The 25,661-nt window shown below is 61.3% G+C and carries 28 protein-coding genes and 3 pseudogenes; 17 read left to right on the forward strand and 14 right to left on the reverse strand.

What is annotated here, in order from left to right; translation table 11 throughout:
• Positions 1 to 731: 731 nt before the first annotated feature.
• Positions 732 to 1,454, reverse strand: a complete 723-nt coding sequence (locus M3I54_RS22920; RefSeq protein ID WP_254340127.1) for a 2'-5' RNA ligase family protein — start codon at positions 1,452 to 1,454, stop codon at positions 732 to 734.
• 202 nt (positions 1,455 to 1,656) lie between these two features.
• Complete coding sequence (locus M3I54_RS22925; RefSeq protein WP_254340263.1) at positions 1,657 to 2,430, reverse strand: GntR family transcriptional regulator; 774 nt, start codon at positions 2,428 to 2,430, stop codon at positions 1,657 to 1,659.
• Between the two features lie 195 nt (positions 2,431 to 2,625).
• Here M3I54_RS22925 and M3I54_RS22930 point away from each other — a divergent pair, with 195 nt between their 5' ends.
• From M3I54_RS22930 to M3I54_RS22965, 8 genes are all read left to right on the forward strand, one after another.
• On the forward strand, positions 2,626 to 3,462 hold the full coding sequence (locus M3I54_RS22930; protein ID WP_254340264.1) for a sulfite exporter TauE/SafE family protein: 837 nt from the start codon (positions 2,626 to 2,628) through the stop codon (positions 3,460 to 3,462).
• Between the two features lie 10 nt (positions 3,463 to 3,472).
• The gene (locus tag M3I54_RS22935; RefSeq protein ID WP_254340128.1) at positions 3,473 to 3,817 is read left to right on the forward strand and encodes a DUF1634 domain-containing protein; all 345 of its coding nucleotides are present in this window, start codon (positions 3,473 to 3,475) and stop codon (positions 3,815 to 3,817) included.
• 160 nt (positions 3,818 to 3,977) lie between these two features.
• Positions 3,978 to 4,508: a DoxX family protein gene (locus M3I54_RS22940; protein WP_254340129.1), complete on the forward strand. Its 531-nt coding sequence runs from the start codon at positions 3,978 to 3,980 to the stop codon at positions 4,506 to 4,508.
• 46 nt (positions 4,509 to 4,554) lie between these two features.
• Complete coding sequence (locus M3I54_RS22945) at positions 4,555 to 5,163, forward strand: sigma-70 family RNA polymerase sigma factor (RefSeq protein WP_254340130.1); 609 nt, start codon at positions 4,555 to 4,557, stop codon at positions 5,161 to 5,163.
• The gene (locus M3I54_RS22950) at positions 5,153 to 5,794 is read left to right on the forward strand and encodes a DUF1109 domain-containing protein (RefSeq protein ID WP_254340132.1); all 642 of its coding nucleotides are present in this window, start codon (positions 5,153 to 5,155) and stop codon (positions 5,792 to 5,794) included. The genes M3I54_RS22945 and M3I54_RS22950 overlap by 11 nt, the downstream gene beginning before the upstream one ends.
• Before the next feature lie 372 nt (positions 5,795 to 6,166).
• A complete protein-coding gene (locus tag M3I54_RS22955) occupies positions 6,167 to 6,508 on the forward strand; it encodes a DUF4148 domain-containing protein (protein ID WP_254340134.1) in 342 nt (113 codons plus the stop codon).
• A gap of 130 nt (positions 6,509 to 6,638) precedes the next feature.
• A complete protein-coding gene (locus M3I54_RS22960; RefSeq protein WP_254340136.1) occupies positions 6,639 to 6,941 on the forward strand; it encodes a helicase RepA family protein in 303 nt (100 codons plus the stop codon).
• A gap of 182 nt (positions 6,942 to 7,123) precedes the next feature.
• Positions 7,124 to 8,020 (forward strand): class I SAM-dependent methyltransferase, encoded by an 897-nt coding sequence (locus tag M3I54_RS22965; RefSeq protein WP_375542192.1) that lies wholly within the window; start codon positions 7,124 to 7,126, stop codon positions 8,018 to 8,020.
• 135 nt (positions 8,021 to 8,155) lie between these two features.
• On the opposite strand, the pseudogene M3I54_RS22970 reads toward M3I54_RS22965, so the two are convergent.
• Positions 8,156 to 8,359: pseudogene (locus M3I54_RS22970) on the reverse strand (Tn3 family transposase); the annotation flags it as partial.
• Positions 8,360 to 8,396: 37 nt separating this feature from the next.
• On the opposite strand from M3I54_RS22970, the gene M3I54_RS22975 reads away from it, so the two are divergent.
• On the forward strand, positions 8,397 to 9,083 hold the full coding sequence (locus M3I54_RS22975; RefSeq protein ID WP_302059088.1) for a LysR substrate-binding domain-containing protein: 687 nt from the start codon (positions 8,397 to 8,399) through the stop codon (positions 9,081 to 9,083).
• Between the two features lie 294 nt (positions 9,084 to 9,377).
• On the opposite strand, the gene M3I54_RS22980 is transcribed toward M3I54_RS22975, so the two are convergent.
• On the reverse strand, positions 9,378 to 10,502 hold the full coding sequence (locus tag M3I54_RS22980) for a sensor histidine kinase (RefSeq protein WP_254340140.1): 1,125 nt from the start codon (positions 10,500 to 10,502) through the stop codon (positions 9,378 to 9,380).
• 360 nt (positions 10,503 to 10,862) lie between these two features.
• Entirely contained in the window at positions 10,863 to 12,287 is a 1,425-nt protein-coding gene (locus tag M3I54_RS22985; protein WP_254340142.1) for a phosphatidylserine/phosphatidylglycerophosphate/cardiolipin synthase family protein, read from the reverse strand.
• Between the two features lie 545 nt (positions 12,288 to 12,832).
• Here M3I54_RS22985 and M3I54_RS22990 point away from each other — a divergent pair.
• The 3 genes from M3I54_RS22990 to M3I54_RS23000 all read left to right on the forward strand — a co-directional run bounded on the left by M3I54_RS22990 (position 12,833) and on the right by M3I54_RS23000 (position 15,120).
• Positions 12,833 to 13,069: a hypothetical protein gene (locus M3I54_RS22990; protein ID WP_254340144.1), complete on the forward strand. Its 237-nt coding sequence runs from the start codon at positions 12,833 to 12,835 to the stop codon at positions 13,067 to 13,069.
• A gap of 35 nt (positions 13,070 to 13,104) precedes the next feature.
• Positions 13,105 to 13,764: a GyrI-like domain-containing protein gene (locus tag M3I54_RS22995; protein WP_254340146.1), complete on the forward strand. Its 660-nt coding sequence runs from the start codon at positions 13,105 to 13,107 to the stop codon at positions 13,762 to 13,764.
• A 567-nt stretch (positions 13,765 to 14,331) separates the two neighbouring features.
• Positions 14,332 to 15,120, forward strand: coding sequence for an autotransporter outer membrane beta-barrel domain-containing protein (locus M3I54_RS23000; protein ID WP_254340148.1), 789 nt, complete (start codon positions 14,332 to 14,334; stop codon positions 15,118 to 15,120).
• Between the two features lie 175 nt (positions 15,121 to 15,295).
• Here M3I54_RS23000 and M3I54_RS23005 read toward each other — a convergent pair.
• Both M3I54_RS23005 and M3I54_RS45390 read right to left on the reverse strand, forming a co-directional pair.
• Positions 15,296 to 15,874, reverse strand: a pseudogene (locus M3I54_RS23005) (tyrosine-type recombinase/integrase).
• Positions 15,875 to 16,500: 626 nt separating this feature from the next.
• The gene (locus M3I54_RS45390; protein ID WP_375542193.1) at positions 16,501 to 16,716 is read right to left on the reverse strand and encodes a hypothetical protein; all 216 of its coding nucleotides are present in this window, start codon (positions 16,714 to 16,716) and stop codon (positions 16,501 to 16,503) included.
• 481 nt (positions 16,717 to 17,197) lie between these two features.
• Here M3I54_RS45390 and phaP point away from each other — a divergent pair, with 481 nt between their 5' ends.
• Positions 17,198 to 17,491, forward strand: coding sequence for a TIGR01841 family phasin (gene phaP, locus M3I54_RS45395; protein ID WP_375542194.1), 294 nt, complete (start codon positions 17,198 to 17,200; stop codon positions 17,489 to 17,491).
• A 51-nt stretch (positions 17,492 to 17,542) separates the two neighbouring features.
• Here phaP and M3I54_RS45165 read toward each other — a convergent pair whose 3' ends face one another.
• Entirely contained in the window at positions 17,543 to 17,674 is a 132-nt protein-coding gene (locus M3I54_RS45165; protein ID WP_309249630.1) for a hypothetical protein, read from the reverse strand.
• 537 nt (positions 17,675 to 18,211) lie between these two features.
• On the opposite strand from M3I54_RS45165, the gene M3I54_RS23015 reads away from it, so the two are divergent.
• The 3 genes from M3I54_RS23015 (at position 18,212) to M3I54_RS23025 (ending at position 19,615) form a co-directional block, all read left to right on the forward strand.
• Entirely contained in the window at positions 18,212 to 18,787 is a 576-nt protein-coding gene (locus tag M3I54_RS23015) for a J domain-containing protein (protein WP_309249631.1), read from the forward strand.
• A gap of 83 nt (positions 18,788 to 18,870) precedes the next feature.
• Entirely contained in the window at positions 18,871 to 19,200 is a 330-nt protein-coding gene (locus tag M3I54_RS23020) for a hypothetical protein (protein WP_233886705.1), read from the forward strand.
• A gap of 118 nt (positions 19,201 to 19,318) precedes the next feature.
• Complete coding sequence (locus M3I54_RS23025; RefSeq protein ID WP_254340152.1) at positions 19,319 to 19,615, forward strand: H-NS histone family protein; 297 nt, start codon at positions 19,319 to 19,321, stop codon at positions 19,613 to 19,615.
• Between the two features lie 42 nt (positions 19,616 to 19,657).
• On the opposite strand, the gene M3I54_RS23030 is transcribed toward M3I54_RS23025, so the two are convergent.
• The 3 genes from M3I54_RS23030 to M3I54_RS23040 all read right to left on the reverse strand — a co-directional run bounded on the left by M3I54_RS23030 (position 19,658) and on the right by M3I54_RS23040 (position 21,751).
• The gene (locus M3I54_RS23030) at positions 19,658 to 20,419 is read right to left on the reverse strand and encodes a YoaK family protein (RefSeq protein ID WP_254340154.1); all 762 of its coding nucleotides are present in this window, start codon (positions 20,417 to 20,419) and stop codon (positions 19,658 to 19,660) included.
• 234 nt (positions 20,420 to 20,653) lie between these two features.
• Positions 20,654 to 21,235: a hemerythrin domain-containing protein gene (locus M3I54_RS23035; RefSeq protein ID WP_254340156.1), complete on the reverse strand. Its 582-nt coding sequence runs from the start codon at positions 21,233 to 21,235 to the stop codon at positions 20,654 to 20,656.
• Positions 21,236 to 21,340: 105 nt separating this feature from the next.
• Positions 21,341 to 21,751 carry a hypothetical protein gene (locus M3I54_RS23040; RefSeq protein WP_254340158.1) on the reverse strand — a complete coding sequence of 137 codons (411 nt, stop codon included), beginning with the start codon at positions 21,749 to 21,751 and terminating at the stop codon, positions 21,341 to 21,343.
• Positions 21,752 to 22,297: 546 nt separating this feature from the next.
• Between M3I54_RS23040 and M3I54_RS23045 the strand changes: the two genes are divergently transcribed.
• Positions 22,298 to 22,528 carry a hypothetical protein gene (locus tag M3I54_RS23045; RefSeq protein ID WP_254340160.1) on the forward strand — a complete coding sequence of 77 codons (231 nt, stop codon included), beginning with the start codon at positions 22,298 to 22,300 and terminating at the stop codon, positions 22,526 to 22,528.
• Positions 22,529 to 23,016: 488 nt separating this feature from the next.
• Here the strand turns inward: M3I54_RS23045 and M3I54_RS23050 are convergent, their stop codons facing one another.
• The 3 genes and pseudogenes from M3I54_RS23050 to M3I54_RS23060 all read right to left on the reverse strand — a co-directional run.
• Positions 23,017 to 24,384: an NAD(P)/FAD-dependent oxidoreductase gene (locus M3I54_RS23050; protein ID WP_254340162.1), complete on the reverse strand. Its 1,368-nt coding sequence runs from the start codon at positions 24,382 to 24,384 to the stop codon at positions 23,017 to 23,019.
• A gap of 2 nt (positions 24,385 to 24,386) precedes the next feature.
• Positions 24,387 to 25,028, reverse strand: a complete 642-nt coding sequence (locus M3I54_RS23055; protein ID WP_254340164.1) for a PadR family transcriptional regulator — start codon at positions 25,026 to 25,028, stop codon at positions 24,387 to 24,389.
• A 54-nt stretch (positions 25,029 to 25,082) separates the two neighbouring features.
• Positions 25,083 to 25,646, reverse strand: a pseudogene (locus M3I54_RS23060) (DMT family transporter); the annotation flags it as partial.
• Between the last annotated feature and the right edge of the window lie 15 nt (positions 25,647 to 25,661).

The raw sequence follows: 25,661 nt of genomic DNA on the forward strand, positions 1-25,661 counted from the left end.
TGGCGGCCGAACGCATCAAGGACGATCCCGGATTCGATAAGGATCACTGGCCATCGATGGCGGATTCGACATGGGGTACGCAATTGCATGACTACTACAATCGCCGTCCGTACTGGCTGGCGACCGGGGAGCTTCCGGGACGCGATCCTGGCATGAACAACCCGGTTGACCTGTAAAGGCAGTCGGGCTTCGAGAGCGCTTATCGTCCGATCGTCCAGATTGACACGGACCTGATGTAAAACAATCGCCTGGGCGGCAAGCCGGGCATCGGTTTGATCGGCCGATGCCCGCTCTCTTGTGTCAGGGTGGTCGTCGCAGTCTAACGCGGCGACGTGCGGCACACTTTCTGCTGGCTAATCCCACGATGCCGCGCCGGGGCATGCGTGGTCGCGCCTCCAGGAGAAGGCGGGGCAATTGAATAACGCGGCGCGTGCCGCTGCGGATGAAGGGCGCAAGGCGACCATAGACATCACTAATACGAGGGCTGGCGACGGGACCCGACTGGCCATGGCGGTAGTGCTCGACGATGCGAATCGTGAATACGCGTATGGGCCGGCGCAAGGCCTTCCAGACTCGAAATCGGTACATTTACGTCCGAGCTTACGACGAAGCAATCCGCTCCGGCTGGGTCGTGATCAGCATGAACGTGACTGGAAATGTATCTTCTCGTGGGGGAAATAGATTGCGGCAACGCGTTCGGACAACACACCCATTTTTGCCACATTCCCGCATCAACGGGGTAGCGCTAGCGCCTTAAGCTCCTTGCGCGCCGTACCAAAGCTACCAAGCTGATAGACCGACGCACCGACCACGAAAAACGAGAACGGTGGGTATGGCTGCGTGAGCATCTTGTTTAGATACGTTTGCGTTCCGACGCCGATCGTCACGTGCGGATTGAAGTGCTTACCCGTCGCCTCGGGGACAAAGCTGGCGACGTAGAGAATCAGCGATTTCTGGATGTCGTGCCCATCCTCCTCGCTGAAGAACGCCGCCGGCGCTCCTGTCTTCACGGTGAAAGGCTTCACGGCTGATATGAGTTCATTCTGCAGTCGATGCAGGTCTTCAGTCGGTTCGACGACGATTCCAGCAAGGCCAACCGGCGGATCCGGGATGTAGTAATATTTGTATGCCTTCAGCGTCCATGTTGCGGGTTTTTCTTTGGCCAGCACTGCGTTCGCCGCTGCATAGACCTTGTCGAGGTCGTCTGTGCGGACGAACCGTTGCAGTATTGAAATGTGCGGGTGGTGCGTCGCATCCAGCGCGAAGCCCTTTGGAAAATCGTTGAGTAGCACGACGTTTGCGTCCATCGCGTGCTGCATCATCGTCGCGTCGGGTTCAAGCGCAATGTCGATCGCTGTTACAGGATTTTGCTGGGCGACTGAACTTTGCGCAAGCGAGAGCGCCAGTCCCAGCCCGAGTCCAATCGTCACGAAGGGTTCCAGGTACTTGCGCATATGTGCCTCTTCCTTTTTATGCGTCGAGCCCGTGCAAAGGATCTGATACCTGGAGCATAGTAGAATATGCCGTTTTATCGACCTGATGCGCATCCATATTCTCGAGACGCGGGAGCGGGCTTTGAAGCTGTCATCGCGCGGGTCATGATCTAACGATACGACTGCTCGTTCCGCACGTCCGCAGCGGCACGCGCCGACGCATTCATTTCGCGCGTTTCGTGCGCCCGACGGAAGCGGTGCGCTTGCGCTCCACGCGCAGCGCGTACCGGAACGCGCCGCTGCGGAAATAAAGATACTCAAAATCGACCGGATTGCCGTCGCTGTCCTGCGTAAGCCGTTCGATACGCAGCAGCGGCGCGTCCTTCTTGATCTCCAGCGCACGAGCGATCGCGCTTTCGGCTGCGACGGCGTCGATATTCAGATCCGCGCCGCTAAGCGCGATGCCGCAATCGTTCTCCAGAATCAGAAAGATGTCGCGTGTCGCGAGGTCGGCGCGCTGCAGACGCTTGCCGATCGCTTCCGGCACGAAGGTGATCTCGTACGAAACCGGCTCGCGTTCGAGCAGACGCACGCGATGGATTTCGGCCACGGTAGTCCGCGCCTCAAGACCGAGCTGCTGTGCCACGTGCGCCGGCGCAGGCACGAAGCGAAACTGCAGGACGCGATTGACGATCTCTTGACCGCTCTCCTGCATCGCCTCGGCGAAGCCTTGCAGCGACGTGATGTCTTGCACGGCTTTCGGCTGCGAGACGAACGAGCCCTTGCCGTGCACCTTGAATATCAGCCCTTCTTTCTGCAGGTCGCCGAGCGCCTGCCGGATCGTGATGCGGCTCACGTCGAACATTGCCTGCAGTTCGCTTTCCGAGGGCATGCGGCTCATGGGCGGATATTCGCCGTCGAGAATCCCGGCGCGCAGCGTGTTCTTGATCTGGACGTAGAGCGGGACGGGCGACTCGATCTCGAAGGCAGAGGACATGGCGGCGAAGGGCAGGGCGGCGGTCGATGGCGTGCGCAACTGAAGGTCCTGGAATTATACGCTGCGCCTCGTCGGGAGTCCCGGTGCGATTGCCATCCTCAACTTGTTATGACATGATATGTCGTGTTGAATCTAGATGCGCCAACGTGCGAGTGCGCAAGTCCGTCATTGGGCCCTCGCTATTACCGGAAGACGATCATCGACTCCGCCCTCTGGCTCTTTGCCGTGGCGCTCGGTTGCAGCGCGCTAGGCGGCATGCTCGGCATAGCGAGCGGCCTTTTCATCGTCCCCGCGCTCACCGTGTTCGGCCACATGGACCTGCATGCGGCGATAGGCGCGAGCCTGGTTTCCGTAATCGCCTGCTCGTGCGGCGGCGCCGCGCCGTATCTGCGCGGGCGTCTCACGCACGTGCGCCTCGCGGTGTTGCTGGAAAGCGGTACGACGCTCGGCGCCCTGACGGGCGTCGTGCTTGCCGGCGTGGTGTCCGTGAGGGCGCTCGATTTCCTGTTCGCGGGCGTCATGCTGGTCTCGGCGTGGCAGATGTTCGTGCAGCGAGTGGAGCGTCCTGGCGTGCCGCCAAACGGAACCGGGCGTTCGAACGCCCTCGACAGCAGCTATCCCGACACCGCGACGGGTCGCGAAATCGCCTATACGGTCGGGCGCGTGCGGTTGGCGCTCGGGCTCATGTATGTGGCGGGGCTCGTTTCTGCGCTGCTGGGCATCGGTAGTGGCGTGCTGAAGATACCCGCGATGGACACGGCGTTGCGCCTGCCTATCAAGGTCTCCACGGCCACGTCCAACTTCATGATTGGCGTGACCGCCGCCGCGAGTGCGTGCGCCTACTTCCTGCGCGGTGAGATTGTCACGTCGATTGCGGCGCCGATCGCTCTCGGTTCCGTTGCTGGCGCGCTGGTCGGCGCGCGCATCCTTATGAAGGTTTCCAGCCAGCGTCTGCGCGGGCTTTTCGTTGTGGTGCTGGTGGCGGTAGCCGTGCAAATGTTGCTGCAAGGTTGCGGCATTAACCCGTTCTGACGCTCGAACCATGCACCTGGTCCCTGGGACTCCCCGCAAGCCGCGCGCGAGCGCGAGGCTCGAAAGGCTTCTGGCTGCGCTGCTCCAGTATGGCACGTGGGCGGGCTCGTGCGCGATGGCGGCTGGCATCGCGGTGCGCTGGTCGGCAAGTGCGGCTGTCGAGCAGTTCGGCGGCGCCGCGCTCACGGTGGGCGTTTGCATCATCATCCTGCTACCCGTCGCGAGACTGATGCTGATGCTCGCTGTTTATACGATCGAACGCGACTACCGGTTTGCCTCGATTGCGGCGTTCGTGCTGCTGATCGTGATCGCGGGTTGTGTTGTGGGTGTCGCATTGGGGCCGCTTGGGGGGTGACTGGCACGAAGCCAGCGGGTTTCAAGACGAGAAAATCGGCACATGCGTGTAACCAGGTCGCGTGGCGCACCGATATACCCTGTGGAGACCGCAATCCGGTCGCATTGGTTGAACACCCACACCGGCGCGTTTCGCCGGCTTGCCCATAGGGAAATCACGCATGAATCCGCTTTCGTCTGTCTTCCGTCTTGCCGACCCGTGGTGGCTAGTCTCGAAGTTTCAACGTTATGCGCCGTTACCAGTCCGCTTTGTAGTCGGTTACGGATTCATGGCGCACGGGTACGCAAAAATTGCAAAGAATCCCGAGCATTTCGCCGCCATCCTCCACGCTCTTGGCGTGCCCGTTCCACACTTCATGGCATGGGCGACCATCGTGATCGAACTGCTGGGCGGCTTTGCGATTCTCTGCGGAGCATTTGTTCCGCTCGCGACGGTGCCAATGCTTGCTGTGCTGCTCGTTGCGACGCTTACCGTCCATCTGCAGTTCGGGTTCACCTCGATCAAGTTGATGGATGTCGTGAGCGGTGTGCCGCGGTTCGGGCCGCCTGGTTATGAAACCGACTTGCTATACGTAGCAGGGTTGCTGTCGCTCGTATTTGGTGGTGTGGGCCCACTCGCTGTCGATACGCTGTTGCGTCCATGGTACGCACACCTGAGCACACGACTCCGTGTGTCTGGAGAGGCAGTCTGAACGGACAAAAGCCGGCGCTCCGGCGCCTCTTTTGAGATTCTGGATCATGATAGTCAGCAAACTGAACCCCGCAGCCGGAGTGCATGAGCACGCGACGGCCAGTTCGGAGGTTGAACGCCGGTTGACTTCGCTCCTCGCGCAGTCGCTTGAGGGCGACAGGAAGGCTTACCGGACATTCCTTTACGAGCTGACGGGACATTTGCGGGCACGCTTGAGAAAGAAACTGCGCAGGAAGGACGAAGACATCGAGGACCTGATGCAGGAGATCCTGATTGCGGTCCACAAGGGTCTTGAAACATTCAAGCCGGAAGTACCGCTGACCGCCTGGATAAGCGCGATCGTCCGGTACAAGGTTGCAGACTATCATCGCGCGTACTTTCGCTGGGATTCGCTGCACGAGCCGTTGGATGATGATGGTGAGCTGTTCACCGATTCCGGCACAGAAGCTGCGGATGCGAGACGCGATTTACAGCAATTGCTGGCGACATTGCCGAGAGGCCAGCAATTGCCGATTGTGCACATGCGCCTGTGGGGCATGTCCGTTGCGCAAACAGCTTCGGCGACGGGGCTTTCCGAGTCTGCAGTGAAGGTTGGCGTGCATCGCGGACTCAAGGCGCTCGCCGCGAAAATTCGGAAGAAAGCCCATGAAGACTGAAGATCTCATTGTGATGCTGGCAGACGCGCCGCGCCCTCCGAGCCGTGCGGTGGCTGGCAAACGGCTGGGCCGGGCCCTCGCGATGAGCATCGTAACGGCGTTGCTGCTGATTCAAACGATCCCGGTTAGCGGCGTGCGGCTCGAGGGAGTGGTCTTTACGCCGCTCTTCTGGATCAAGGTTCTGCTACCGCTTTCGATGACGGTAGGTGGGGTATGGGTCACCGCGCGCCTTTCACGACCGGGTGTCGAAGTGGGGCGCCTCTGGCTTGCCCTCGGGTTGCCAATGGCAGCCGTGTGGCTGGTGGCAGTGATCACCCTGCTTGCGTCACCCGCCCCGACACGGACAGATCTTGTGCTGGGCCATACGTGGCGTACGTGCTCGCTATACATTGCGGAGCTGTCATGCCTGCCACTGCTTATACTGTTCTGGGCAATGCGGGGGCTGGCCGCAACACAGCCGGTTGCGGCAGGCGTGGCTACCGGAGTGCTGGCAGGAGCAATCGGCACATTGGCCTATTGCTTTCGCTGTCCAGAGACCGCAGTACCTTTCTGGGCGACGTGGTACTCGCTTGGCATGGCCATTCCCGCCCTGATCGGTGGAATGGCCGGTAGATGGATACTCCGTTGGTAGAGCCCCCCATCTCTGCAGCGCGTGGCGGCCACTGCTGCAGTAGCGTGGATTCTGTTTCCACGTCTGATGTGAAGTGTCTCCCACGATACTGGATTGCATGCCGCTACGGTTGTTGCACAATCCGATCTCGATGAAGCAGCTGTAAGAAGCGAATTCGTTTCTCCGCTGTAACCAAAAGCGTATTTGAATCGATGTATCCAGTAGCAAGCTCGAGAATGTGCTTGCCACAGAGGCGATGATCAAAACGATCATAATTAGGATGACGAATTAAGCCGGTTGCTCTTTCGGTACAGGAAAAAACGCTCAAGCTGAAGTGCCAGCGTTTTAGGGGCCTGTCAGGAGGACAGCAGGTGAACCTTATGAGGAGTTGAGATGAACGTGCGAAAAATTATGGGCGTAATCCTGGTTGCCGGTATTTGCGGGGCGGTTGTAACAGACGCAAACGCTCAAGGAAGGACCCGTGCGGAAGCGCGACAGGAACTTATTGATGCGGAAAATCACGGTCTGAATCTGGTCACCGATACCTCGTACCCGGATGTTAGTCCGATCTACCAGCAACGTCCGGCCCAAATGAACGCGATGCAAGACAGCGGTACCGGGGCGGGATCGAGCGGAACTAATGAAAGTGGTACGAAGGAGACCCCTCCGAAACCCTCCTCGAGTGACAGTTGTGTCGGCCCGGTCAGTTTCTGCAACATTTATTTTGGCAGTTGAGTGAGGCTCGTTCGCGCGCTGACGGCTAGCTTCGGTAGGTCGGAGAACCTGAGGATTTGCGTCGACTCGCTCGATCTTGGCGAAGACGTGGACGTTGGCGTGCAGATCGAAAGGGTCAACGGCCACCACCGTGGCCAAGGCGGGATCGTTGATTCGCTCCGCGCTGCTTGCTATATCTTGCATTGACCTCGACGCCAAGAGCGGGATGATGGCCGTTCTTCATGCGCTCGACGAGCTGCAGCGGGAGACCGGCTGCGCGATCCTGATCGTGGATCACAACGGCTATCCGGCTATCCCGGAACCGCCTGAACTTGGCGGACACAAGGTCCTCCTCGAGGCGCTGCACATGACGGTCGGGGTATGGCGCGGAGGCGACCGCCAAGAATTCGGCTGCCAGAGTTTCACTGACGAAATGTCGATTACCGTGGCCTGATCGACGGATGGACGTCGAAGATCGAAGCAGCTGTCGAGCGCGGCAGAGGCCTGGCGTGGCCGCGCCATCGCCGATTCTCACGCGTGAGATGCCGTTGGCCGCGCATCCGTAGCGGAACGGTTGACGCCAAGGGTCGCTGAAAGGTTGTATCGTATGGCGACCCCAACACCATGACATCGCAAATGATTGAGATCCGCCAGCGCTGGGCACCGCTGAGGTATTCGCTAATGTTCGTTCTTTCCATCGCCGCGGCATCGGCTGCTGTCATGACCGCGGGATGTACGGCGTCCTCGCATGCGGTTTCTCGCGACTCGCAAGCGTCCTCGTTGAAGGAGACCTCGCTGACTGCGGCCATCGACGGCCCCCAGCGCAGCGAAAAGGCGAGGGCGCGAGACGTCTACCGTCATCCAAAGGAAACTTTGCAGTTCTTCGAGGTCGGTTCGACGCAGACCGTCATGGAGATCGCGCCGGGCGGCGGATGGTACACGGACATACTCGCCCCGTATCTACATGACCATGGGCATCTTTACGAAGCGCAATACATCAGTACGTTGGCAGAGCTGGCGGGCGAGGACCGTCCAACGGATGCGGCCTATCTGCGCAAGCTGGCGGGAGAGCCGGCTATTTACGGTAATGTCGTGGTTGGCGCGTTGCGCGCCGGGGAATTCATGGGTTTCGACGCGGATGGTCAATTTGATCGTGTGCTTACGTTTCGCAACATCCACAACTGGATGAAAGACGGTCAGTTCGACGCGAATCTCCTGGCCTTTTATCGCGCGCTCAAGCCTGGCGGAATACTGGGTGTCGAGGAACATCGCGCGCGGCCGGGGACAACCTTGCAGCAAATGATCGACACCGGCTACGTAACGGAAGACTACGTGATCGAACATGCGAAAGCCGCCGGTTTCATATTGACTGCACGCAGTGAAATCAACGCGAACGCTCGGGATACCAGGGACTATCCGCACGGCGTCTGGTCACTTCCCCCGACATACGCGGGCGGCGACGTCGATAGGGCACGCTACGCTGCGATCGGCGAATCGGATCGCATGACGCTCAAGTTCGTTAAAGCGGAATAACCTGGCGTACAAACAACCGTGAATACTCCGGTTGCGATCGACTGTAGTTAGACGGTATCGCCGCGCTTGATCTCGGGGTCCGGGGAGCAATGGAACAGTGAAGTCAGTTAAGCCCGTAAACCCGCCCAATGCACTTCATTGATCGTTTCCCCTCGTCAAAGGGCGCAGCTCTCCGCGCGTCACGGACTCGGGCACCGAGAACGAATAGCGCCCGAGCATGTTGATGTGCTCATGGGCGAACGGCGACAGCCGCGCCTCATTCTCGGGCAGCACCGGGTAGCCCTCGCTGCGTAATTGCGCCTGCACCGCGTCCATGTAGAGCGTGTTCCACAGCACGATCGGGGAGGTTCAGACTGCGGAAGATGAGCTCAGCGCAATGGCACAACACCCGCGAGGGAGGCTAAGGGTGGGACTGGCACTTTCGGCGGGGCTACCACTGCCCGTGCTTTCAGCGTTCATGGAGCGCTATCCCGAGATTGAACTCGATCTTGATTTCACTGATCGACTGGTCGATGTAATCGATGAAGGGTTCGACGTAGTCATTCGTGGGAGCACGCTTCGAGATTCGCGCCTGGTGTCTCGCCCGCTGGGTCCCTGGCGCGCCTGTCTGGTGGCCGCACCAGCGTATCTGGAAAGAATGGGGACTCCGACAAAGCCGGATGACCTTTTGAATCACGCATGTCTGCACTATCGCTGGACACCTACTGGAAAACTGTATCAATGGCCGCTGCGGCATTCAACATTCACGTCAGCAGGCTCGTCGCTGCCTTTGACGATGGTGTGCAACAGCCTGGACGTCATGGTTTATTTAGCTCTGGCGGGGCGCGGGATCGCATGCGTGCCTGACTTCTCTGTCGAGAATGCCGTCGCTGGTGGACGCCTGAAAACCGTGCTGGACACCTATGTGGCGGACTCCAGCACTATTCACGTGGTGTGGCCCAGCAATCGGAAAATGACGCCAAAGGTACGCGTCTTCGTGGACTTTGTGCGCGTCAATTTTGGCAAGCACCTGGTCACTGAAACGGACGACCGGAAGCGACAAAGGGTTAGGCCGCACACTTGAATACGTCTCGCTTCACCGGAGCGGTGCTCGATGGAGCAGGCTGAGACGAACGCGACGCGGTGAACAGGCTGAAATTGAGCCAAGCTATGCCTTACATCTCGAATGACCGCCGCCAAAACGCGTTGCGCCATGCGAACGTCGCTGACTGCGCACAGGTGACGGTCCCTTGATGGCCGACTGCCGCCTGACGCGGTCGGCGGTAGTCGACCCCTCAAGCGCCATTTCGACTCGGCGGACGAATGGCGGCTTTCCGCGCAGCATCTCTTCTCGCTGTGACGACCTGTCGGCGCCGAGTTACGGTTTCGCACGCGGGAGTGACACCGAAAAGGTGGTCTCCGTCTCATCCGAGCGCGTTTCGATGGCGCCGTGGTGGGCCCTGGCGATCTCACTCGCGATATACAAACCCAGTCCGAGGTTCCCGGCCCTCTCGTCCTGGTTCTGGTGGTCTCGTCCTCGCTCCAGGGGATCGAAGATGCGGGCGAGCGTTGCGGGTTCGATCGCAGCGCCGCAGTTGCTGACGTCGATTCGGACATGAGTTACATCGCCCGTCACCATCACGCGCACAGGTGTGTCCTGTGCCCCGTACTTCATGGCGTTGATCACGAGATTCCCCAGCAATTGCTGCAGGCGCAGGCTGTCCCAGATTCCCTGGAGATCACCCGTCACGTGTAGCTCAATCTGTCTGTCCGGATGAATAGCACGCAACTCGTCCAGCGCCTCAGCAAGCACATCCGCCAGATTGGTATGCGTAGGCGAGACGTTGATACCCAAACCCAGTTTTGTCCGGTTGAATTCCGTCAGATCATCAAGCAAGGCCTGCATCCGGGCCCCGCTGCGTATCAGGCGGCCGGCGGCCTTCGATACAGATTCCCCCGCATTCAGCGCTGCCAGATACGATGAGGTCACCTGAATCGCCTGAAGGGGGCTGCGCATGTCGTGCCCCAGCATGCCAAGCAGAAGGTTCCGGTTCTGCTCGATCTGCATATTGAACGAGATGACCGATTCGGCAAGCGCCTGATCGATCGCCTCATTGAAGCGAATGATATCGTCGAGGTCAGGCGCTTCCGGCGCGCAGACGTCCATCCACAGGCGAAGCACGCTTGCGCGTAACGCGCGATATTCGGCGGCGAGTTGGTTGACAGTGAAGCCGCCCCGAGCCCTCAGAAAGCCATGCGTTCGCGCCGCTGTTTCGGATGTCCCGACCCGCGTGGGACCTTGGTCTAACGATTTTTTGCGTTGGGCTTCTCTGGTCTGCGGGGTTCGCAAGTCTGCAGCTACGGCGCGCAGCATTTGCTCTGCCTCTTCGCGCAACTCTACCGATCCCATCTCTGACGACGCCGGCAGCAGGGTGGCTGCGAATGCCTCCCATGTCGCAAGTATCGCCTCCATGTCTCGCAAGATAAAGTCTGCAAGCCGCATGTCCGCCTCTCCAAACGGTAAGTGGACTACTGCTGGGGCAATCAGCGTAGCTATGTTACGCGCATATTGGTTACGCCCTCCAATCGAAGGAGTACCCGGCACCTTGGTGACAAGAGAGCGCCTTTTTGTCTGCGGTATGCCGCAAACTCGTACGCGGCGCCAATCGAAAGCGGTCGTTCGCGCGCCGCTATCGAACGTCTCAAGATGGCCAGACTGTGTCCCACGATTGAGCGAGACAGTCATCTCGTGTCGTGCTTGATGCGACAGGCATAGGTCGACCCTCAACGGTCCTTCGCCTCTCCTGATAACGGCCACACGACCCGGACTGGCCACGTAGTTTAGCGACAGGGCACGCCGCGCTCAGAGGAAGTTCCTGATTAGCATCGTCACCCACCACCAGGCACCGCCGCAGCCGGCGGCCCGGCAGCGCGCATCGGGATCCGCCAGAAGGCGGCCATTGGCGTCGCTCACCGAACTTGAGTTGCGCAGGAAGTACGCCACGCTGTCTTGCAAGGGATCGAGCCCGTCCTCAGGGATATCTATCCACAGGCCGTTTTCGGTATTCAAGCGGGCCGACAGCGAATCGAAATTGAAACTGCCGAGATAATATCGATGGCCGTCGATGAGGACCAGCTTGGCGTGCATCATGCGGTTCTCTCGGTCGGAATATTCGCGCACCTCGATCCCGGCATTCACCAAGCCGGGCAGATCGTCGGCATAGGCGCGCCCGACTGCGGGGAATTCCTGCGTGATGCTCGCCAGCGAGGCGCTCACCAGGATCACGTGGACACCTTCGCGCCGCTTGCGCTCAAGCTCCTCGCGCAGTTCCGGCACCAGGATCAGGTAGGGGTTGATGATCAGGATTTCGTGCTGCGCCGTATCGAATGCTTGTAGCATGTCCTGCAACGTGCCTGGCGAGCGCTTGTCGGGCCAGTCGTGGACATAGTGCAGGCGCTCGCAGGCGATCGGCATCCAGGCGGGATCAAAATACGCCCCGGGCGCGGGCGGAGCGGCGGGATCATTGGGCGTATCGGAGGCAGATGGTGTATCGGTAGCGGCCAGGTCTGTCGTCTGGGCTGCAGCATCGAGCGGAGCCAGCAGCCATTCGCGCCAATAATGGATGCGCGCCGGGTCCAGCGTCGCATAACCCTGCGAGACGCGATAAGGACTTGCGACTTTGAGGAATTTTTCCGGCTCGGGGCGAACCACTTCCGGGCTATTCCAGAACAGGGCGAAATGCTGGTACATGGCGTGCAGTGAGGAAGCATCCTGGCCGGCGTCGCCCGACACCATCAGATCGCGCTCGCTGAGCCAGTTGCGGAAGCTCGCATCCCAGATCGAGGTACTGCCGATCACGGCCGTGTCGCCAACCAGGAACAGTTTGTCGTGCATGCGATGCGAAATCTCGACGAGATCGGATCGTGGATGGAAGATTCGGAGTTCAATGCCGGGAGCCACCTCGTGCAGGGCGACGATGAACTCGTCCTCGAACGGGTAGTGCGGCTCGGGGCCGATGCCGTCGACCAGCAGCTTGACCGGCACGCCTCGGCGCGCAGCCTCGACCAGATGACGCAACAGCAGGCCGCCGGTCTGATCGATTTCGAAGATGTAGGCGAGGATGCGGATCTGCTCGGTAGGCGTGGCACGCTCGACCAGCGCAATCCGCGACTGCATCAACTGACCGTCGTCAAGACTGGCGACCAGGTCGACACATTGCGCGTGGCCTTGCTGAGAAGAGGCAAACACGCATGCAAGAATGAGCGCGAGGCTTCTTGTTGTGGCCATGATGTGGCGAACTGGTTCGATGTGTCTCCGGCCCTACGTCCTTGAAGGTCTGGAAGGCTTTGTCGCGTTAGCGCGGTCAAGTAGCTCGCTGTTACTTCGAGAAGGTGAGCAGAACGGCGAGCCTGCACATTAAGCACGCAGTGGACAGGACATCAGCGCAGTTGAAAGAATGGCTTTCCAGAATGTCCGATTGTCGCCGATCTATGAGCACTGTTCCAACGACCCGCTCATGGCCGCACTCGGGAGTTCGTCGCCAACGCTGCCCGTCCATCCTACCGCCGCTCCGAACTTCCGCAGTCGACCCCGAGCTGCCCTTCGTGCCTATGTAAGATGTGTCTGCTGGATTCTCTGAACCGGTCACTCGAATCGTGTTCGACGAGCAGCGGTATCGCCGAAATGTGCAAACCACGCCCGCCTTCTGCTTGCTCTCAGGCAGCGCCTCTCACACCCGTGTACGATGGCGACCGGCGACGCCTTCGCTGGGTCGGCGTCGCGCGCCCGGCACCTTCTCGCGACGTCCCCTCCTTCAAGTCTTCAACTGTTCGATGAACACTGAGAACTCGGTCCAGCCGGACTCGTCCGCTGAAGAGCACGCCCTCATCGAGCGCGAGACGCATCTCGTGCTCGCGATGCCGCCCGCGGACTCGCGCCGCTCGCCGAAACCGCGTCGCCCGTTGTCGCCTGTGGTCGATGATTTGCGTCTCGCGCAGGCCGTTCGCTTCATGGAGCGCAACATGGCCGAATCGGCCCTGCTGAACGCCGTCGCGGCAACGTCGATCTGAGCCCGTTTCACTTCCAGTGTTTTTTCAAAGAAGCGATGGGAGAACCGCCAACCGCGTATGTCCGGCGCGTGAAGCTCGACGAAGCAGTGGTCGGTCTGTGGATCAACGACAAGCCCGTGATCGATCTCGCGTTAGGCTCGGGTTATGGCAGCCACGAGGCCTTCGTGCGCTCGTTTCATCGCCAGGTTGGCCTCGTGCCCTCACAGTACCGTGCGTATGCGAGACGCGCCGCAAGTCAACCGGAGCCAGCGGATCACACGCGCGCCAAAACGGTGCGCGTGCAACCAATGCCCACCACTACGCTTCTGGCGATGCGCTTCTACGGCCCTTATGCGAATGTCGAAGTGCACTGGCAGCACTCTGCGCGAGCGCTTCGCGCGGAGGGTCTTGAGCCGAAGGGGCAGCAGGCGATCGGCATTACCTACGACAGCCCGAAAATTACGCCAAACGAACTGGTCCGCTACGACTGCGCGATCGTCGATCCGGGATTCAATAGCCCTCGCTCCCCTTTCACGCCGCTCAAGCTCGCATCCGGTCTCTACGCAGCGCTGAGGCACCACGCTCGCTATCACGCGATCTTCGAGACATACCGGACCGTCAGCGTCACCAGGCGCGCCGGCGCCGCGCGCAACTATGCGGTTGAGGTCATCCGGGCCTACGAGCTCCCGTCTGCGTTTGCGGGTGCACATCGCTAACTCCTGCAACGATTTGGGAGACATAGCAAGATTTATCAAGTAATGTCTTACGCGCCTTGCTAAAGTCGCGCGTCTGCGCGTCTGCGCGTCAGGCGGGGACAACGGGGCGCCTCCTGCTCGACAACGCGGAGCGATACGCGACGAGCGGGCGCGCTTTAGGGCGTTCGACCGTGACCGCTACGCGGCGCGCGCGGAGATCAGAGAACAAAAGAAACATAGGACAGGCGCCGTCTCGGAGGCGCCGGAGGCCGCGCGGCGCTTTGCCAACGCGCAGATCACGAACTACAGCCAGCGACTCGAAAGCCTGCATGGCGCCGGACACGCGCCTTCGACCAACGGTATTTCGCTGTCGCTTCCCACGCCAGCGCCCGGCGCCGGCGCGCCATGTGAAGACGCAGCGTCGCCCACGTTACGCGATGGCTGCCTGCGCGCTAACCAGGACCTCGGCACTGCCTCGTCGACGTCTGGAGGCGCGGCCAGAACCAGGCAAAGCCTGGCGCAAAACGCAGCGCCCGTGAATACTCATCGGACCTCGCATTCTGGAGCGCCGGCTCGGTCGACTTCGGCATGAACGACGCGGGCGCGCAACGCCAGGGGTTCCGCTTTACGACGCCCGGCGTGACGGCGGGGATGGACTACCGCATCTCCGACCGGTTTTCGATCGGCGCCGGGTTCGGCTATGGCCACGACTCCACCGACATCGGCAGCGACGGTACGAAGAGCACCGGCGATTACTACAGCGTCGCGCTGTACGGCAGCTACCGGCCGCAGCCGGCTCTGTTCGTCGACGGTGTCGCCGGCTTCGGAACACTCAGTTTTAATGCGCAGCGCTGGGATACCCAAGCGAACGCGTTCGCGGTCGGAGCGCGTAGCGGCCACGAGACCTTCGCGTCGCTGTCGGCCGGCTATGAGCGCCGCAGCGAGACGTGGCTCATCTCACCCTACGCGCGGATGTCGTATTCGGAGGCAACGCTGAACCAGTACAGCGAAAGCGGCGCCGGCATCGACTCGCTCACCTACTTCGGGCAAACGGTCACCACCGTCTCGGGCACGTTCGGGATACGCACCGAATACGCACTGGCGACAAAGTGGGGCGTGCTGTTGCCGCAGGCGAGGCTCGAATATCAACACGATTTCAACGGGCAAAGCACCGTGGGCATTGCGTACGCCGACCTGAGCAGCGCCGGCCCCGCTTACTTCGTGACGACGACTCCGTTCAGCCAGAACCGGATGCTGGTCGATGTCGGTTCCAGATTTCAGATGCGCTGGATGACGCTCGGCCTCGACTACAGCGTGATGTTCGGCAACAACAGCTTCTTGCAGACGGTACGGTTGTCGCTGTCCGCACCGTGGTGAGCGGCGTAGCGGGTTCGCGCACAAACGGCCGCTATCTGATGGTGAGTCGACGTTCGAATGTCCTTGGAAGGGCACGGGGCAATGTCGGGAGATGGCCGGTTTCGCGCGGACGGAGGAGCGCCCAAAAGCAGCCGCACGAACTCAAATTCAGTCCGTGCGGCATGCGCCGGTCCGGTTAGATCTCAGTCTGTTTGGAGATCTCCAGGGCATCGTCAACTTCGATCCCAAGGTAGCGCACTGTACCTTCCAGCTTGCTGTGACCAGGCAAAAGTCGGACAGCCCTGAGATTCTTTGTGCGCTTGTCTATCAATGTCACTTTGGTTCGGCGCATCGAATGGGTGCCATGAGCGGTTGGGTCAAGCCCCGACGCAACTGCCCATTGATGTACCATCCGGGCGTATTGCCGGGGCGAAATGTGCGGATACTCCGAAAGTCGACTCGGGAAAAGACGTTGCTCCGGCCTTAGCGAGGCCTTCTCGAGCTAAGCTCCAATGGCGGATCGGGTTGGCTCGGTCAGTTCAAACTGTACGGGGCGCCGGGTCTTTTGCTGAACGACCAGCGCCCGGGGCAATACCTGATTGCCGTGAGTGACGTCGCGAACTCTCAGACTGACAAGGTCACAGCCGCGCAGCTTGCTATCGATAGCCAGGTTGAACAAAGCGAGATCACGGACCGCGTAGGCGTTCTGGAGGTGGACCCTGATGGCCCAGACGTCTTTTGGCCGCAGCGGAGGCTTTGGCCGATGAGCTTCCATTGGCGCTTATGGCCGATGACGCGACGGCGGCTTCCAGCGACCAAGTGACCGCTTACCGAGTGGAGCGGTCGTCTCATTGATCTGGCAACCCATCGATTGACAGTCGCTTCGCGGCCGGCCACGGAGTTGGGTGGTCATCGCATGAACCGCGAATACCGGTCCTGGGCGCCTCTACCATGAGGCCGGAACAGGTGAATCGACAGGGACGGGCGCGCCATGGCGGCAGTGCGCGCAGGCGACGGCACCTTGCTTCCCTTGATAAGGGGCGTCATCACGGCAGATGTGCAGACCGACAGGACGAAAACGGGAGTCTGCGTTGGTCCTTGCTGGGCGGGTTCTGTGGACGCCAAGCCCTCCGCCCGTGTCTTCACACGATTACCCTGGATAGGCGAGGCCACGGACAACAACTTTCCACGTAATGCACCGCCAAAATTGCAGGGTTCCAGCCGGCTGACCACGTAAAGCACCTCGAAATTCGTGATTTCGTATTTCGGGTCAAATTACGTGGAATATCGGACACCGATTACGTGGAAGCACTAACGTCAGGGTCGCCCTTGCACTGACGCAAAATACTGTATAAATTAACAGTATGTGTTTACGTCCAGTAGGAGCGTCGCATGGAACCGCTAGTCCGCATTGTGAATGACGAAGACCGTCAGGCGTTTGAATGGCTGATCGCAAATGTAGGTGCGGATCGCGTTGCTGCTGCGACCCAACGGCTCGCTGGTGGAGGGAAGCGGCCGTTCGTTTCCGCGCTGTGCCGATACCTCGGTGCGTGGCCACCTGCTGCGCGTCGTGCCCGAAAGGCCGAGCCCGTGCATACGGCCGTTGGCGATCTGCATCTGGCGCGCATCCGCGAGTTGCTTGCGCAACGCAACGCAGTGAAAGTCGGCGCGCACTGATTTGCCAGCGCACCCTCGCTCGAGGGCACAACAGCGCTGCACTCACAATCCGCTTGCGATGACTTCCTATCGCAGCGGTGCCTTGTTTGACGTCTTGCGTCACCAGACAGTGCGAAACCCGTAGTTCGTCTTTTCTTGTCTGACTGGCTGAGATCCACTCTGACAAGTCAACTTTTCGCAAGCCTGTTCGAAACATGCCGCCGCCATACTTCGGGGTCAACCAATCTGCGTAATGAATTGGGGAAACTCCTGACTCATATAGCATTCATGACGCGGATTTAACAAAGTTAGAATCAAGGCTCTAGATCGACGCCGGCACTCGTTTCCGAATGGGCAACGCCACTCGCGTTGAAAAGCCATACATCAGATGCGGTCGATGCAGACATAGCGATTGATGAAATGCACGGGGGGTTAAATAAGTATGCCTAATAAAAAATTCGCAGCTGCGGAAGGCGAATCGTGGGCCGCAAATTTCGCGACGCGGACCGGTCATCTATTCGATGGTTTTTGTGAACTCGCGCGCCTGAATCTCGCGACTTGCAGGTCGATATTCACTGGGACGCAACAGCACTTCGAAGGCATGTTGTCCGCGCATACGCCGGAGCAATTTGTCCGCAACCAGGTCGAGATGTTGCCGTGGGTTGCTTCGCAGGCGGCCGGGTACACGCGCGCATGCATGGACATTGCGTCGGAGACTGCGGCGAAGCTGCGGTAGCACGCATGGCGGTTGGGCGGCGAGTGCGCTCGCAATCGCGAAGAAGTGGAATCAAACAGGATCAAGCGGGAGGGAAATAACATGTTGAGCCCCCACGAACTTGCCACGTTGATGCTGATAAAGAATGCGCCAGGGCGGATCGAGCCAGACCGGGAGGAACTCGGTGCGCTTCGCGATCTTCATCTGGTCATCGTCGATACGCCCGAATCCGGCTTCCCTACGCCCCGAGTGACGCCTCAAGGCGATGCGCTCCTGAGAGCGGTCGCCCGCGTGCGCTGATTGGCGGTCGAGGCCGCATAGTCTGTCACACGAACGGGCTATATTCAGAGTGCGTTGCTCACAATTGGGTTGCGATCCGCATGGATCCAGGGAGGCTGACGTGGACCAGTCCTGGTTGGGTATGGCTGCCGGCACGATCGTGCTCGTAATAGCCGCAGTTAGTGTCACCGCTCACTACCGGCGCGAACGGCGCAGGGCCGATTTGCTGCGCAATCTCGATCACCACGAGTGGTGTCGCTGGACACGGGTTCGACGCTGAGAACCCGGTGTCGCACTCCCGCGGCGCAGGCGGATTTCGATATTCGATGCCGCTTTGCTTAGGATAATTGATCGGTTGCTACCTGGCGATCGCCATCGCTCGCGCGATGCGCATGCGGATGACATGCTACGATCGACCGCATCTCACTTCAATTTGTGCAAGCCATGGCGACGTTGTATGACTTGCTGGGCGTACGCGACGACGCGAGCGACGCAGACATCAAACGGGCCTACCGCAGGGCCGCGATGAAAGCGCATCCCGACCGTAATATGGGACGCGAGGCCTCTGCGCATGCGCAGTTCCAGGAGATCAAGGAAGCTTACGCGATTCTTTCCGATCCGGCGCAGCGCAGCGTCTACGACGCGGTCTATGCCGGGGAGATGGGGCGTATCGCCCGTGAACAGGAAGAAGAGGCGCGTTTGCAGGAGGCGGCGCGTCAGGAGGCGTATGCGCGGCACGTGTCCGTGGCCATGCGCTTCGCGGAGCAGGGCTACAACCGTGATGTCGTGTTCGGCGCACTGCTCGCTGGCGATTGCGAAGCCCAATTGGCCGGGCGCATTGCCGACGGTGCTATCGCGCTGCACCTGTCGCGTCAGGCGGACAACGCCACGCCGCGCCATGCCGGGGAGCCGGACGAGGCCATGCCGCCGTCTTCATCGCACGGCGCAGGCGAGGGCGAGTCGCAAAAGTCCGACGATCATCGTCACGCCAGCCTCTTGAGTGCGATCTGGCACGGTATGTTCGGGTTACATCCCTGAATGCGTCCCGGTGCCAAAATGAGCCAGACGGGCAGGAGCGGGGGTACGATAGTGGCGGATACACTACTCAACGTGGCCACCCTATGACTTCGAACTCACATGCCGCCCGCGATGTCGACACAGAGGCGTTGGCAACCTTGTCAGAGTACCTGGAGCTTGCGCTCGACAAGGGGGGAAGCCTCATTCTCGTTCGAACGCCTGGCGGGAAAAGCGAGGTCTATCTGGGAGATCCCGCGCTGTTGCAGGAAGACTGGGCACACCTTGGGGCGATTCCGGAGCCGGTGGCCCGGGCGATACTGGAGGGCACGCGCTCCGGGCTCAACGAACTGACTATCCAGGCGCAAAGCTATCGTTTCGTACGGTTGTTCGCTCAGGTTGCCGATGTGGGGGCAGTCGTCTTCGTCGCGGCCTGAACGATCCGCTGCTTCCGCTTGCTTTCGACGCCGTAAAAGTCGTGCGGTCACGTTGGAAGGGGGCGTGAGCGAAAGCCACTATGATTAGCGAATGGTGTCCACGCGCAGGAGACGATTCGTGGCAACGTACAAGGAACTGAAGGCGCAACTCGCGGAACTCGAGAGTCAGGCGGCCATCGCCCGTCAACAGGAGTTCGAGACGGTTCTCGCCGATATCCGCGCAAAGGTGGCGGAATTCGGGTACACGCAGCAGGACATCTTTGGTAGTCGTCGCGGCAGGCCGGGGCTTTCGCATAGCGCGGCGCCCCCGAAATATCGTGATCCCGCAAGCGGCGCAACCTGGTCCGGCAGGGGACGCGCACCGAACTGGATCAAGGACGCGAAGAATCGCGACCGGTTTCTGATAAGCGAATGAATTGCCCCGTAGCGAGCGTCTGGCCGGGGACCGACGCAATCCTCAAAAAAGGTCGCGCAGCGGCAGGCGACGCAAATCGTCGGTGACCGGGACGCTCGCGAGAATCACCAGCAGCATCGACAAAGGAACGCCGGCGGCAAATCCAAAATGCCGGAAAGCCACGGCGCCCAGCGTTCCGCCAAGCAAAAACATCCCGAGCAGGGAACCGAGTACGCGTACCCGCTTGATATCAGCCGCCACATGTTGCGACGCTGAGGCCGGCACGCCCCAATTCCAGTACAGTGCCTTCCCAAGTTCAATTCCCAGATCTGTCACGATGCCGGTCACATGCGTCGTGCGGATCTCGGCGCGCGAGATTTTCGTGATCATGGCGTTCTGCACGCCCATGATGTAACAGAGCACAGCCACCGTCAGCGGCACGAAGAGAACGCGATGTATGCCCAGATTCGCGCCGAGCGCGGCGAAGCAAAGGAGCAGGGCGGCTTCGAGCAGGAGCGGCAGCGCATAGACGCTGCGCGCGCAACGGCGGCGTCCCCAGTTGATCAGAATGGCGGAAGTCGCGGCGCCACTCACAAAGGCAAGGACGGAACTGATAGCGGACAGCGCGATACCGCTATCGCCAAGCGCGGTGCTGTCGGCAAGCGACGAGACGATGCCCGACATGTGCGACGTGTATTGCCCAACGGCGAGGAAGCCGCCGGCATTGATGGCACCGGCGACCCAGGCCAGCGCACGGCCGAGCCGCAGGTTGGCACGCTCGGTGCGTTCGACAGAGGTGAAGCTGCGCAGATAGTGAATGGGCACGACGGCTTTCCGGACTACGAGCGTCGAAACCCACAGTGTACGATGCGGACTGATTGCACGGCCCGACGCCATATGGCGTTTGAGGTGCGGTTGTTTGCCGCAGGTCTTCCCGCATTGTCGCAAATTCGTGTAAGTCGACTGCGCATGTCTTTTTTGCGCCAGACCCGGGTCTCGATCGAGCGTCCGCAAGGCCGGACAGTCGGTGATCCGCGATGCGCAACGCTGTGAGGTCGTTCAGGCTTGCGCTTCGGGCATCGTCTGGACGATCAGCCTGTAAAGATCGTTGAGATTGTCCTCGGTCTCCAGACTCTCGAACGGATCGCGATTTGCGGCGAACGCCTCATCGATTTCCACCCAGTCCGATACGGTCAAATAACGTTGCGCGCCGGGCAGGATGACGGACTCTTCCAGGTGCCGGTGACTGGCGTAGAAGTCGGCGTAGCCATACACGCCGTCGCGCAACGCGGGCAGCAAGTCGGCGCCAGCGAGTTCATATCGTCTGAGCGCGCGTTCGAGCGCGTGAACGCGCAGCCTGCCGTCCTCGTGCTGGCGCGCGAGTTCCCCGGTGACGGCGTCGAATTGTTCAGAGCGCTCTCGAAGCCGCGCGAACAGGTATTGCTCCTCTTTCGGATGATGAACCTGCTCGGGGAATTCGCTGATGTAGTAGAGCATCGCCCGCATCAGCATGGCGCTGCGTGGGCCAGAGCCGGACGTCATGCCATCGACCACACGCAGCATGCCGCTGACGATGCTCGTCAGACGGCGGTGTTCGCTCAGTATCACTTGTATAGCACTGCTTCGGGTGGCGAGTTCCATGTCGGGCTCCGTGAGAGGAGCGGCCGACCTGGGTCAAGGGAGCGGGGGGCACTTCGCGAAAGCGCACGACATCGCGCCCGCCGGCCCGTCCCGCCCGTCCAGGCCTTACTGCGTCGGCTCGTAGGGGACCGCCTGCTCGCCCCTGCTACTGCTCGTTGGGGTCAGGATCGGCGGCTCATAGCCGCCCGTGTCAACGGCGAAACCCGCTTTGGTTGGGCCGCTCACGCCCGGCGGGCCATAGTCGTTCGCAGCCCGTGCAGGACCCGCGCCGTGGCCTGCGCCGCTGCCCGTGCCGGCCACGGCTGGTGGACCGTAGTCGTTCGCAACCGGCGCAGCACTTGGCCTCGCGACCGCACCCGGGGCCGGCCCCGGTTGCGGTCGCGCTACGTTCGGCGGCGCGTAGTTCGCAACGGGCGCAGCGGGTGCCCCGGGAGTTGCGCCTCGGACCGACGTGGTCGCGCTCGTTGGGGGGGCATAGTCGCTCCTGGCTCGCGCGGGCACCGCCACGGCACTCATACGATGATCCGAGTCGGGCGGGTGCGGCGGTGGGCCGTATGCGTTTGTAACCGTTGCATTTCTGATCGGCGCCGGTGGATGAGGTGGCACTATTTCGACCATAGCCGTAGGTGCACTCACGCTTGGTGAGCCGCGGCCCAAAGGTCCACCAGGGCCGCCTGTACTCGCGCTACCTGAGGAGCTACCCGCACCCGAGCTACCGCTTGCACCGGCGCTACTTCCACCGGCGCTACTTCCACCAGCGCTACTTCCACCGGAACTGCCTGCGCCCGAGCTACCTGCGCCCGAGCTACCTGCGCCCGAGCTACCTGCGCCCGAGCTACCTGCGCCCGAGCTACCTGCGCCCGAGCTACCTGCACCGGAACTGCCTGCACCGGAACTGCCTGCACCGGAACTGCCTGCACCGGAACTGCCTGCACCGGAACTGCCTGCGCCGGAACTGCCTGCACCCGAACTGCCTGCGCCGGAACTGCCTGCGCCGGAACTGCCTGCGCCGGAACTGCCTGCACCCGAGCCCGAGCTCGACCCTGAGCCCGACCCAGAGCCGTGGCCACCGCCCGCACCGGCACCCGCGCCGCCGCCATTACCGCCGCCATTGCCTCCACCGTTACCGCCGCCATTGCCTCCACCGTTACCGCCGCCATTGCCTCCACCGTTACCGCCGCCATTGCCTCCACCATTGCCGCCGCCGTTCCCTCCGCCATTACCGCCGGCCGCACCATAAGCCGCACCCGACAGGGCCAAAGCGAGTACCCATACCACGGTCTGCTTCGTTGATCGGTTCATCGTTCCCCCCCATTTCGCGCAAGCCGCTTCAAATGCACGCCTTGCCCGCGCAAAGCCACTCCGCGCGTTGGTCAACAGGCGCGCAAGCGATGTGCCTCGACACGTTCCCCCGGTGCGTGTCGTTGGCATTGTTCAGAAGAACTATCTTCATTGCGACTCTGCCTGCAATTAGCGGAACGCAATGACGCATCGCTGCAGAATACGGCGATTAGAAATGCAAGTCATCCGTCATTTGATTCGCATTGCGAAGCATTATGATTCACGTACTCGATAAGCGACGCAGCCTATATGTGGATTGTCGAGGCTAGCAGTTGAGATGGAATAGGTTGGCGAAGAAATGCTAGTGAATGGCGTTGGTCCGGGACGTCAGCACATGACGATGGCAGCGCGGGCAAACAAAGCGCTTTCAATAGCCGCTTTTAATTAAACAGAAGTAGGTTTCGTCCATCCCTGAGTGGGGTCAGGCCCGGTAGCGTGGGTTAGTGTAGAGGCACTGCGTTTTCTTCTTCGCTGCCGCGAAAGCGGTTTTCCGAATCGATCATGCGCCGCTTCAGTGGCGGCACATTGTTGACGACACGCATCGCCGTGCGCATTGCCCCGAGCGCGAAGCGTCCGACAATGGGCCGATGTATTGCGTCGCGCTCGTCGAACTGTTTGCGCGATTCGGCCACCGCGTGAAAGCCATAACGGCGCATCTGCGTTTCATAGTCGGCAACCGCATCCACTAGCGCGAGTTCGCCGCGTGCTACCCGCACGAGTTGCGAGCCGAGCAGTTGCGCATCGCGCAGCGCGGTATTCGCACCGACGCCTCTGCCCGGCGTCATGAGATGAATCGCGTCGCCGAGCACGGTAGCGTTCGAGGCCGGCCAGGGCGCGACGGGCACCGACGTGCGCACGTCCAGGGCGAAAGTTGTCGAGAGGTCCGACGCGCGAATCAATGCGCGCAGACTGGGATGCCAGCCGTCGGTCATCTGCATGGCGAGCGCGAGCCGGGCGGGCGCTTCGAGCTTCATCGGGTCGGCGGGGACGTTGCGGCGCGCGCCCCACACGCCCCACATCAGGTAGTCGCGTGTGTTGTCGTAGAGCAGGCCCGGCCAGCGCTCGATCAACGCGGCGTCGTTGCCGCCGACGCCGGACCTGGCGCCGGCCTGGTCCCAGTTGAATGCCATCACGTGGATGATTGCACCGTAGCCCTTCGGCGCCGAGATCAGCGTAATGCCGTCGAGTACCTTGGGCGGCAGCAGCGCGCGGTTTTCTTCGGTCATCGGCACTTTGGCCGCGATGCTCACGATGCCGGTGTTTTCGAGCTTCGCGTGCGGCAGCAGTTGCCTTCGCACCTTCGAACGCGCGCCGTCCGCGCCGACGAGCACATCGGCGCTCGCGCTCGTGCCGTCGGCAAAGCGCGCAGTCACGCGGCCGTCGACGTGCTGCTCGTATTCGACGAAGGTCTTGTCGAAGTGCACGCGCTCTTCGAGGCCTGTAAGGAGGACCTGGCGCAGCGTCATGCGGCTCACGGACTTCCCGCCATCGATCTCGCTTTCGCCGATCCCGACCGAGAGCAGCTCCGACATGCGCTCGGTCAGCATGTTGAAGTAGCGTGGCGTGCGCGCACAGGTGGCGAGGAACGTAGCGAAGAGTTCAGGCGGCAGCGCGGCCTTCAGTGCGGCGAGGCCGTGTGGATCGACGCCGACGCGATAGCCTTGCAGACCGTCAACGCGCGTGCGATCCCGTTCGTACACCTGAACGTCGATGCCGGCACGCTGCAGGCCGTGCGCGAGACACAGGCCGCCGGTTCCCGCGCCAATGATCATGACCGAGAGCGGAGTTTGCGGGGTGACGTGCGACATGGCTATTTCTCCTTCGATGATTCGCGTGCTGCAGGCGCGTCGGACGGCGGTGCGAAACGCTCGGCGAGTTCACGCAGCCAGGGCTCGCTCCACGTGAGATTGCCGGCTTTCAGGTCGCCCACGACGCTCGCGACCCAGTCGAGCTCGGTCTTGAGCGACGCTCTCATGAGTTCGCCTTCGAGCAGGAAAAGGCGCGGCACCTGCATCGCCTCGGCGCTCGCATACAAGGCGTCCATGCGGGCGAGTTCGCGCGTGAGGGCCGCCACGCGCGTTTCGAGCTGACGGCGGGCGTCGTCGGGCGGCAGCAAGGGCAACAGCGAAAGCGCTGCCGGAAACGCCGGGAATTCGCGCGCGGGCTGCGCGAGCTGCTCACGCAGCCACAGGCGGGCGGTGTCGCGCCCCGCATCGGTGATTTCGTAGATCGTGCGTTCGGGAAACGCGCCGTCGCGCTCCGTTTCCCGAACGGCGATCAGGTCGCCGCGCAACAGCCGGTCGATCGTCTGATAGAGGCTGTTGCGCTGCTTCACGTTGACGACTTCGTCCTTGCCGCGCGCCTTGATGAGCTGCTGCATCCGGTAGGGATGCATTGGTGCTTCGGTCAGCATGGCGAGAACGGCGAGGGCGAGCGGCGAATGTCGGAGCATGACGGGCTAGTAACTGTGTGTCTAGTTATATTATGACTAGACGCGCCGGAATGCAAACGAAGGCAGGCCGACATGCCAGCGCCTGAGCAGCACGCCATAGAGAGCGTAGGCGGCACTTGCGCAAAGCATCAGCAGATCGCCCGCATGCAGGCCGCCCGCGAGTAACGCCGGCGGATGGCCGGCTGTGATCAGCCAGACGAGTCCCGCGAACGACAGCACACCGCCACTGGCCATGCCGGCCGTCGGCGTTTCGCCGAGCAGCGCGACCGCGAGCAGCATGGTGAGAAGCGGCACGAGGGCAGTCATGATCGCCATGTTGGTGGCCGTCGTCGTCCTGGCGGCTTCGTACGACAGGCACTGGAACAGCGCCATCGCGAGCAGGCCGAGAAAGGCGAGCTTCGGCAGTTGCGGAACAATGGCAGCGCGGTTGCGCCATGCTCCCACGGGCACGAAGAGACTCATCAGCAAAACGGCGAGCACGAGGCGCCAGAAGGTGATGGCATACGGGTCGATGGTGTGTGCGGAGAGGCGCGACACCATGACATTGCCGGACCACAGCGCAAGCGCCGCGACGGGAAAGAGTGAATAGTGCGCGGAGCGCGAGGAAGGAGCGGGCATCGGTGCCTCCTGAAC

Source organism: Paraburkholderia sp. CNPSo 3274, assembly GCF_024206475.1.
Classification (GTDB): domain Bacteria; phylum Pseudomonadota; class Gammaproteobacteria; order Burkholderiales; family Burkholderiaceae; genus Paraburkholderia.

Coding starts and splice junctions, on each gene's coding strand:
- M3I54_RS22920 (WP_254340127.1), bottom strand. CDS start 1,454: ATGCGCAAGTACCTGGAACCCTTCGTGACGATTGGACTCGGGCTGGGA.
- M3I54_RS22925 (WP_254340263.1), bottom strand. CDS start 2,430: ATGTCCTCTGCCTTCGAGATCGAGTCGCCCGTCCCGCTCTACGTCCAG.
- M3I54_RS22935 (WP_254340128.1), top strand. CDS start 3,473: ATGCACCTGGTCCCTGGGACTCCCCGCAAGCCGCGCGCGAGCGCGAGG.
- M3I54_RS22940 (WP_254340129.1), top strand. CDS start 3,978: ATGAATCCGCTTTCGTCTGTCTTCCGTCTTGCCGACCCGTGGTGGCTA.
- M3I54_RS22945 (WP_254340130.1), top strand. CDS start 4,555: ATGATAGTCAGCAAACTGAACCCCGCAGCCGGAGTGCATGAGCACGCG.
- M3I54_RS22950 (WP_254340132.1), top strand. CDS start 5,153: ATGAAGACTGAAGATCTCATTGTGATGCTGGCAGACGCGCCGCGCCCT.
- M3I54_RS22955 (WP_254340134.1), top strand. CDS start 6,167: ATGAACGTGCGAAAAATTATGGGCGTAATCCTGGTTGCCGGTATTTGC.
- M3I54_RS22965 (WP_375542192.1), top strand. CDS start 7,124: ATGATTGAGATCCGCCAGCGCTGGGCACCGCTGAGGTATTCGCTAATG.
- M3I54_RS22975 (WP_302059088.1), top strand. CDS start 8,397: ATGGCACAACACCCGCGAGGGAGGCTAAGGGTGGGACTGGCACTTTCG.
- M3I54_RS22980 (WP_254340140.1), bottom strand. CDS start 10,502: ATGCGGCTTGCAGACTTTATCTTGCGAGACATGGAGGCGATACTTGCG.
- M3I54_RS22985 (WP_254340142.1), bottom strand. CDS start 12,287: ATGGCCACAACAAGAAGCCTCGCGCTCATTCTTGCATGCGTGTTTGCC.
- M3I54_RS22990 (WP_254340144.1), top strand. CDS start 12,833: ATGAACACTGAGAACTCGGTCCAGCCGGACTCGTCCGCTGAAGAGCAC.
- M3I54_RS22995 (WP_254340146.1), top strand. CDS start 13,105: ATGGGAGAACCGCCAACCGCGTATGTCCGGCGCGTGAAGCTCGACGAA.
- M3I54_RS23000 (WP_254340148.1), top strand. CDS start 14,332: ATGAACGACGCGGGCGCGCAACGCCAGGGGTTCCGCTTTACGACGCCC.
- M3I54_RS45390 (WP_375542193.1), bottom strand. CDS start 16,716: ATGCAGATCGCCAACGGCCGTATGCACGGGCTCGGCCTTTCGGGCACG.
- phaP (WP_375542194.1), top strand. CDS start 17,198: ATGCCTAATAAAAAATTCGCAGCTGCGGAAGGCGAATCGTGGGCCGCA.
- M3I54_RS45165 (WP_309249630.1), bottom strand. CDS start 17,674: ATGAAGATCGCGAAGCGCACCGAGTTCCTCCCGGTCTGGCTCGATCCG.
- M3I54_RS23020 (WP_233886705.1), top strand. CDS start 18,871: ATGACTTCGAACTCACATGCCGCCCGCGATGTCGACACAGAGGCGTTG.
- M3I54_RS23035 (WP_254340156.1), bottom strand. CDS start 21,235: ATGGAACTCGCCACCCGAAGCAGTGCTATACAAGTGATACTGAGCGAA.
- M3I54_RS23040 (WP_254340158.1), bottom strand. CDS start 21,751: ATGAGTGCCGTGGCGGTGCCCGCGCGAGCCAGGAGCGACTATGCCCCC.
- M3I54_RS23050 (WP_254340162.1), bottom strand. CDS start 24,384: ATGTCGCACGTCACCCCGCAAACTCCGCTCTCGGTCATGATCATTGGC.
- M3I54_RS23055 (WP_254340164.1), bottom strand. CDS start 25,028: ATGCTCCGACATTCGCCGCTCGCCCTCGCCGTTCTCGCCATGCTGACC.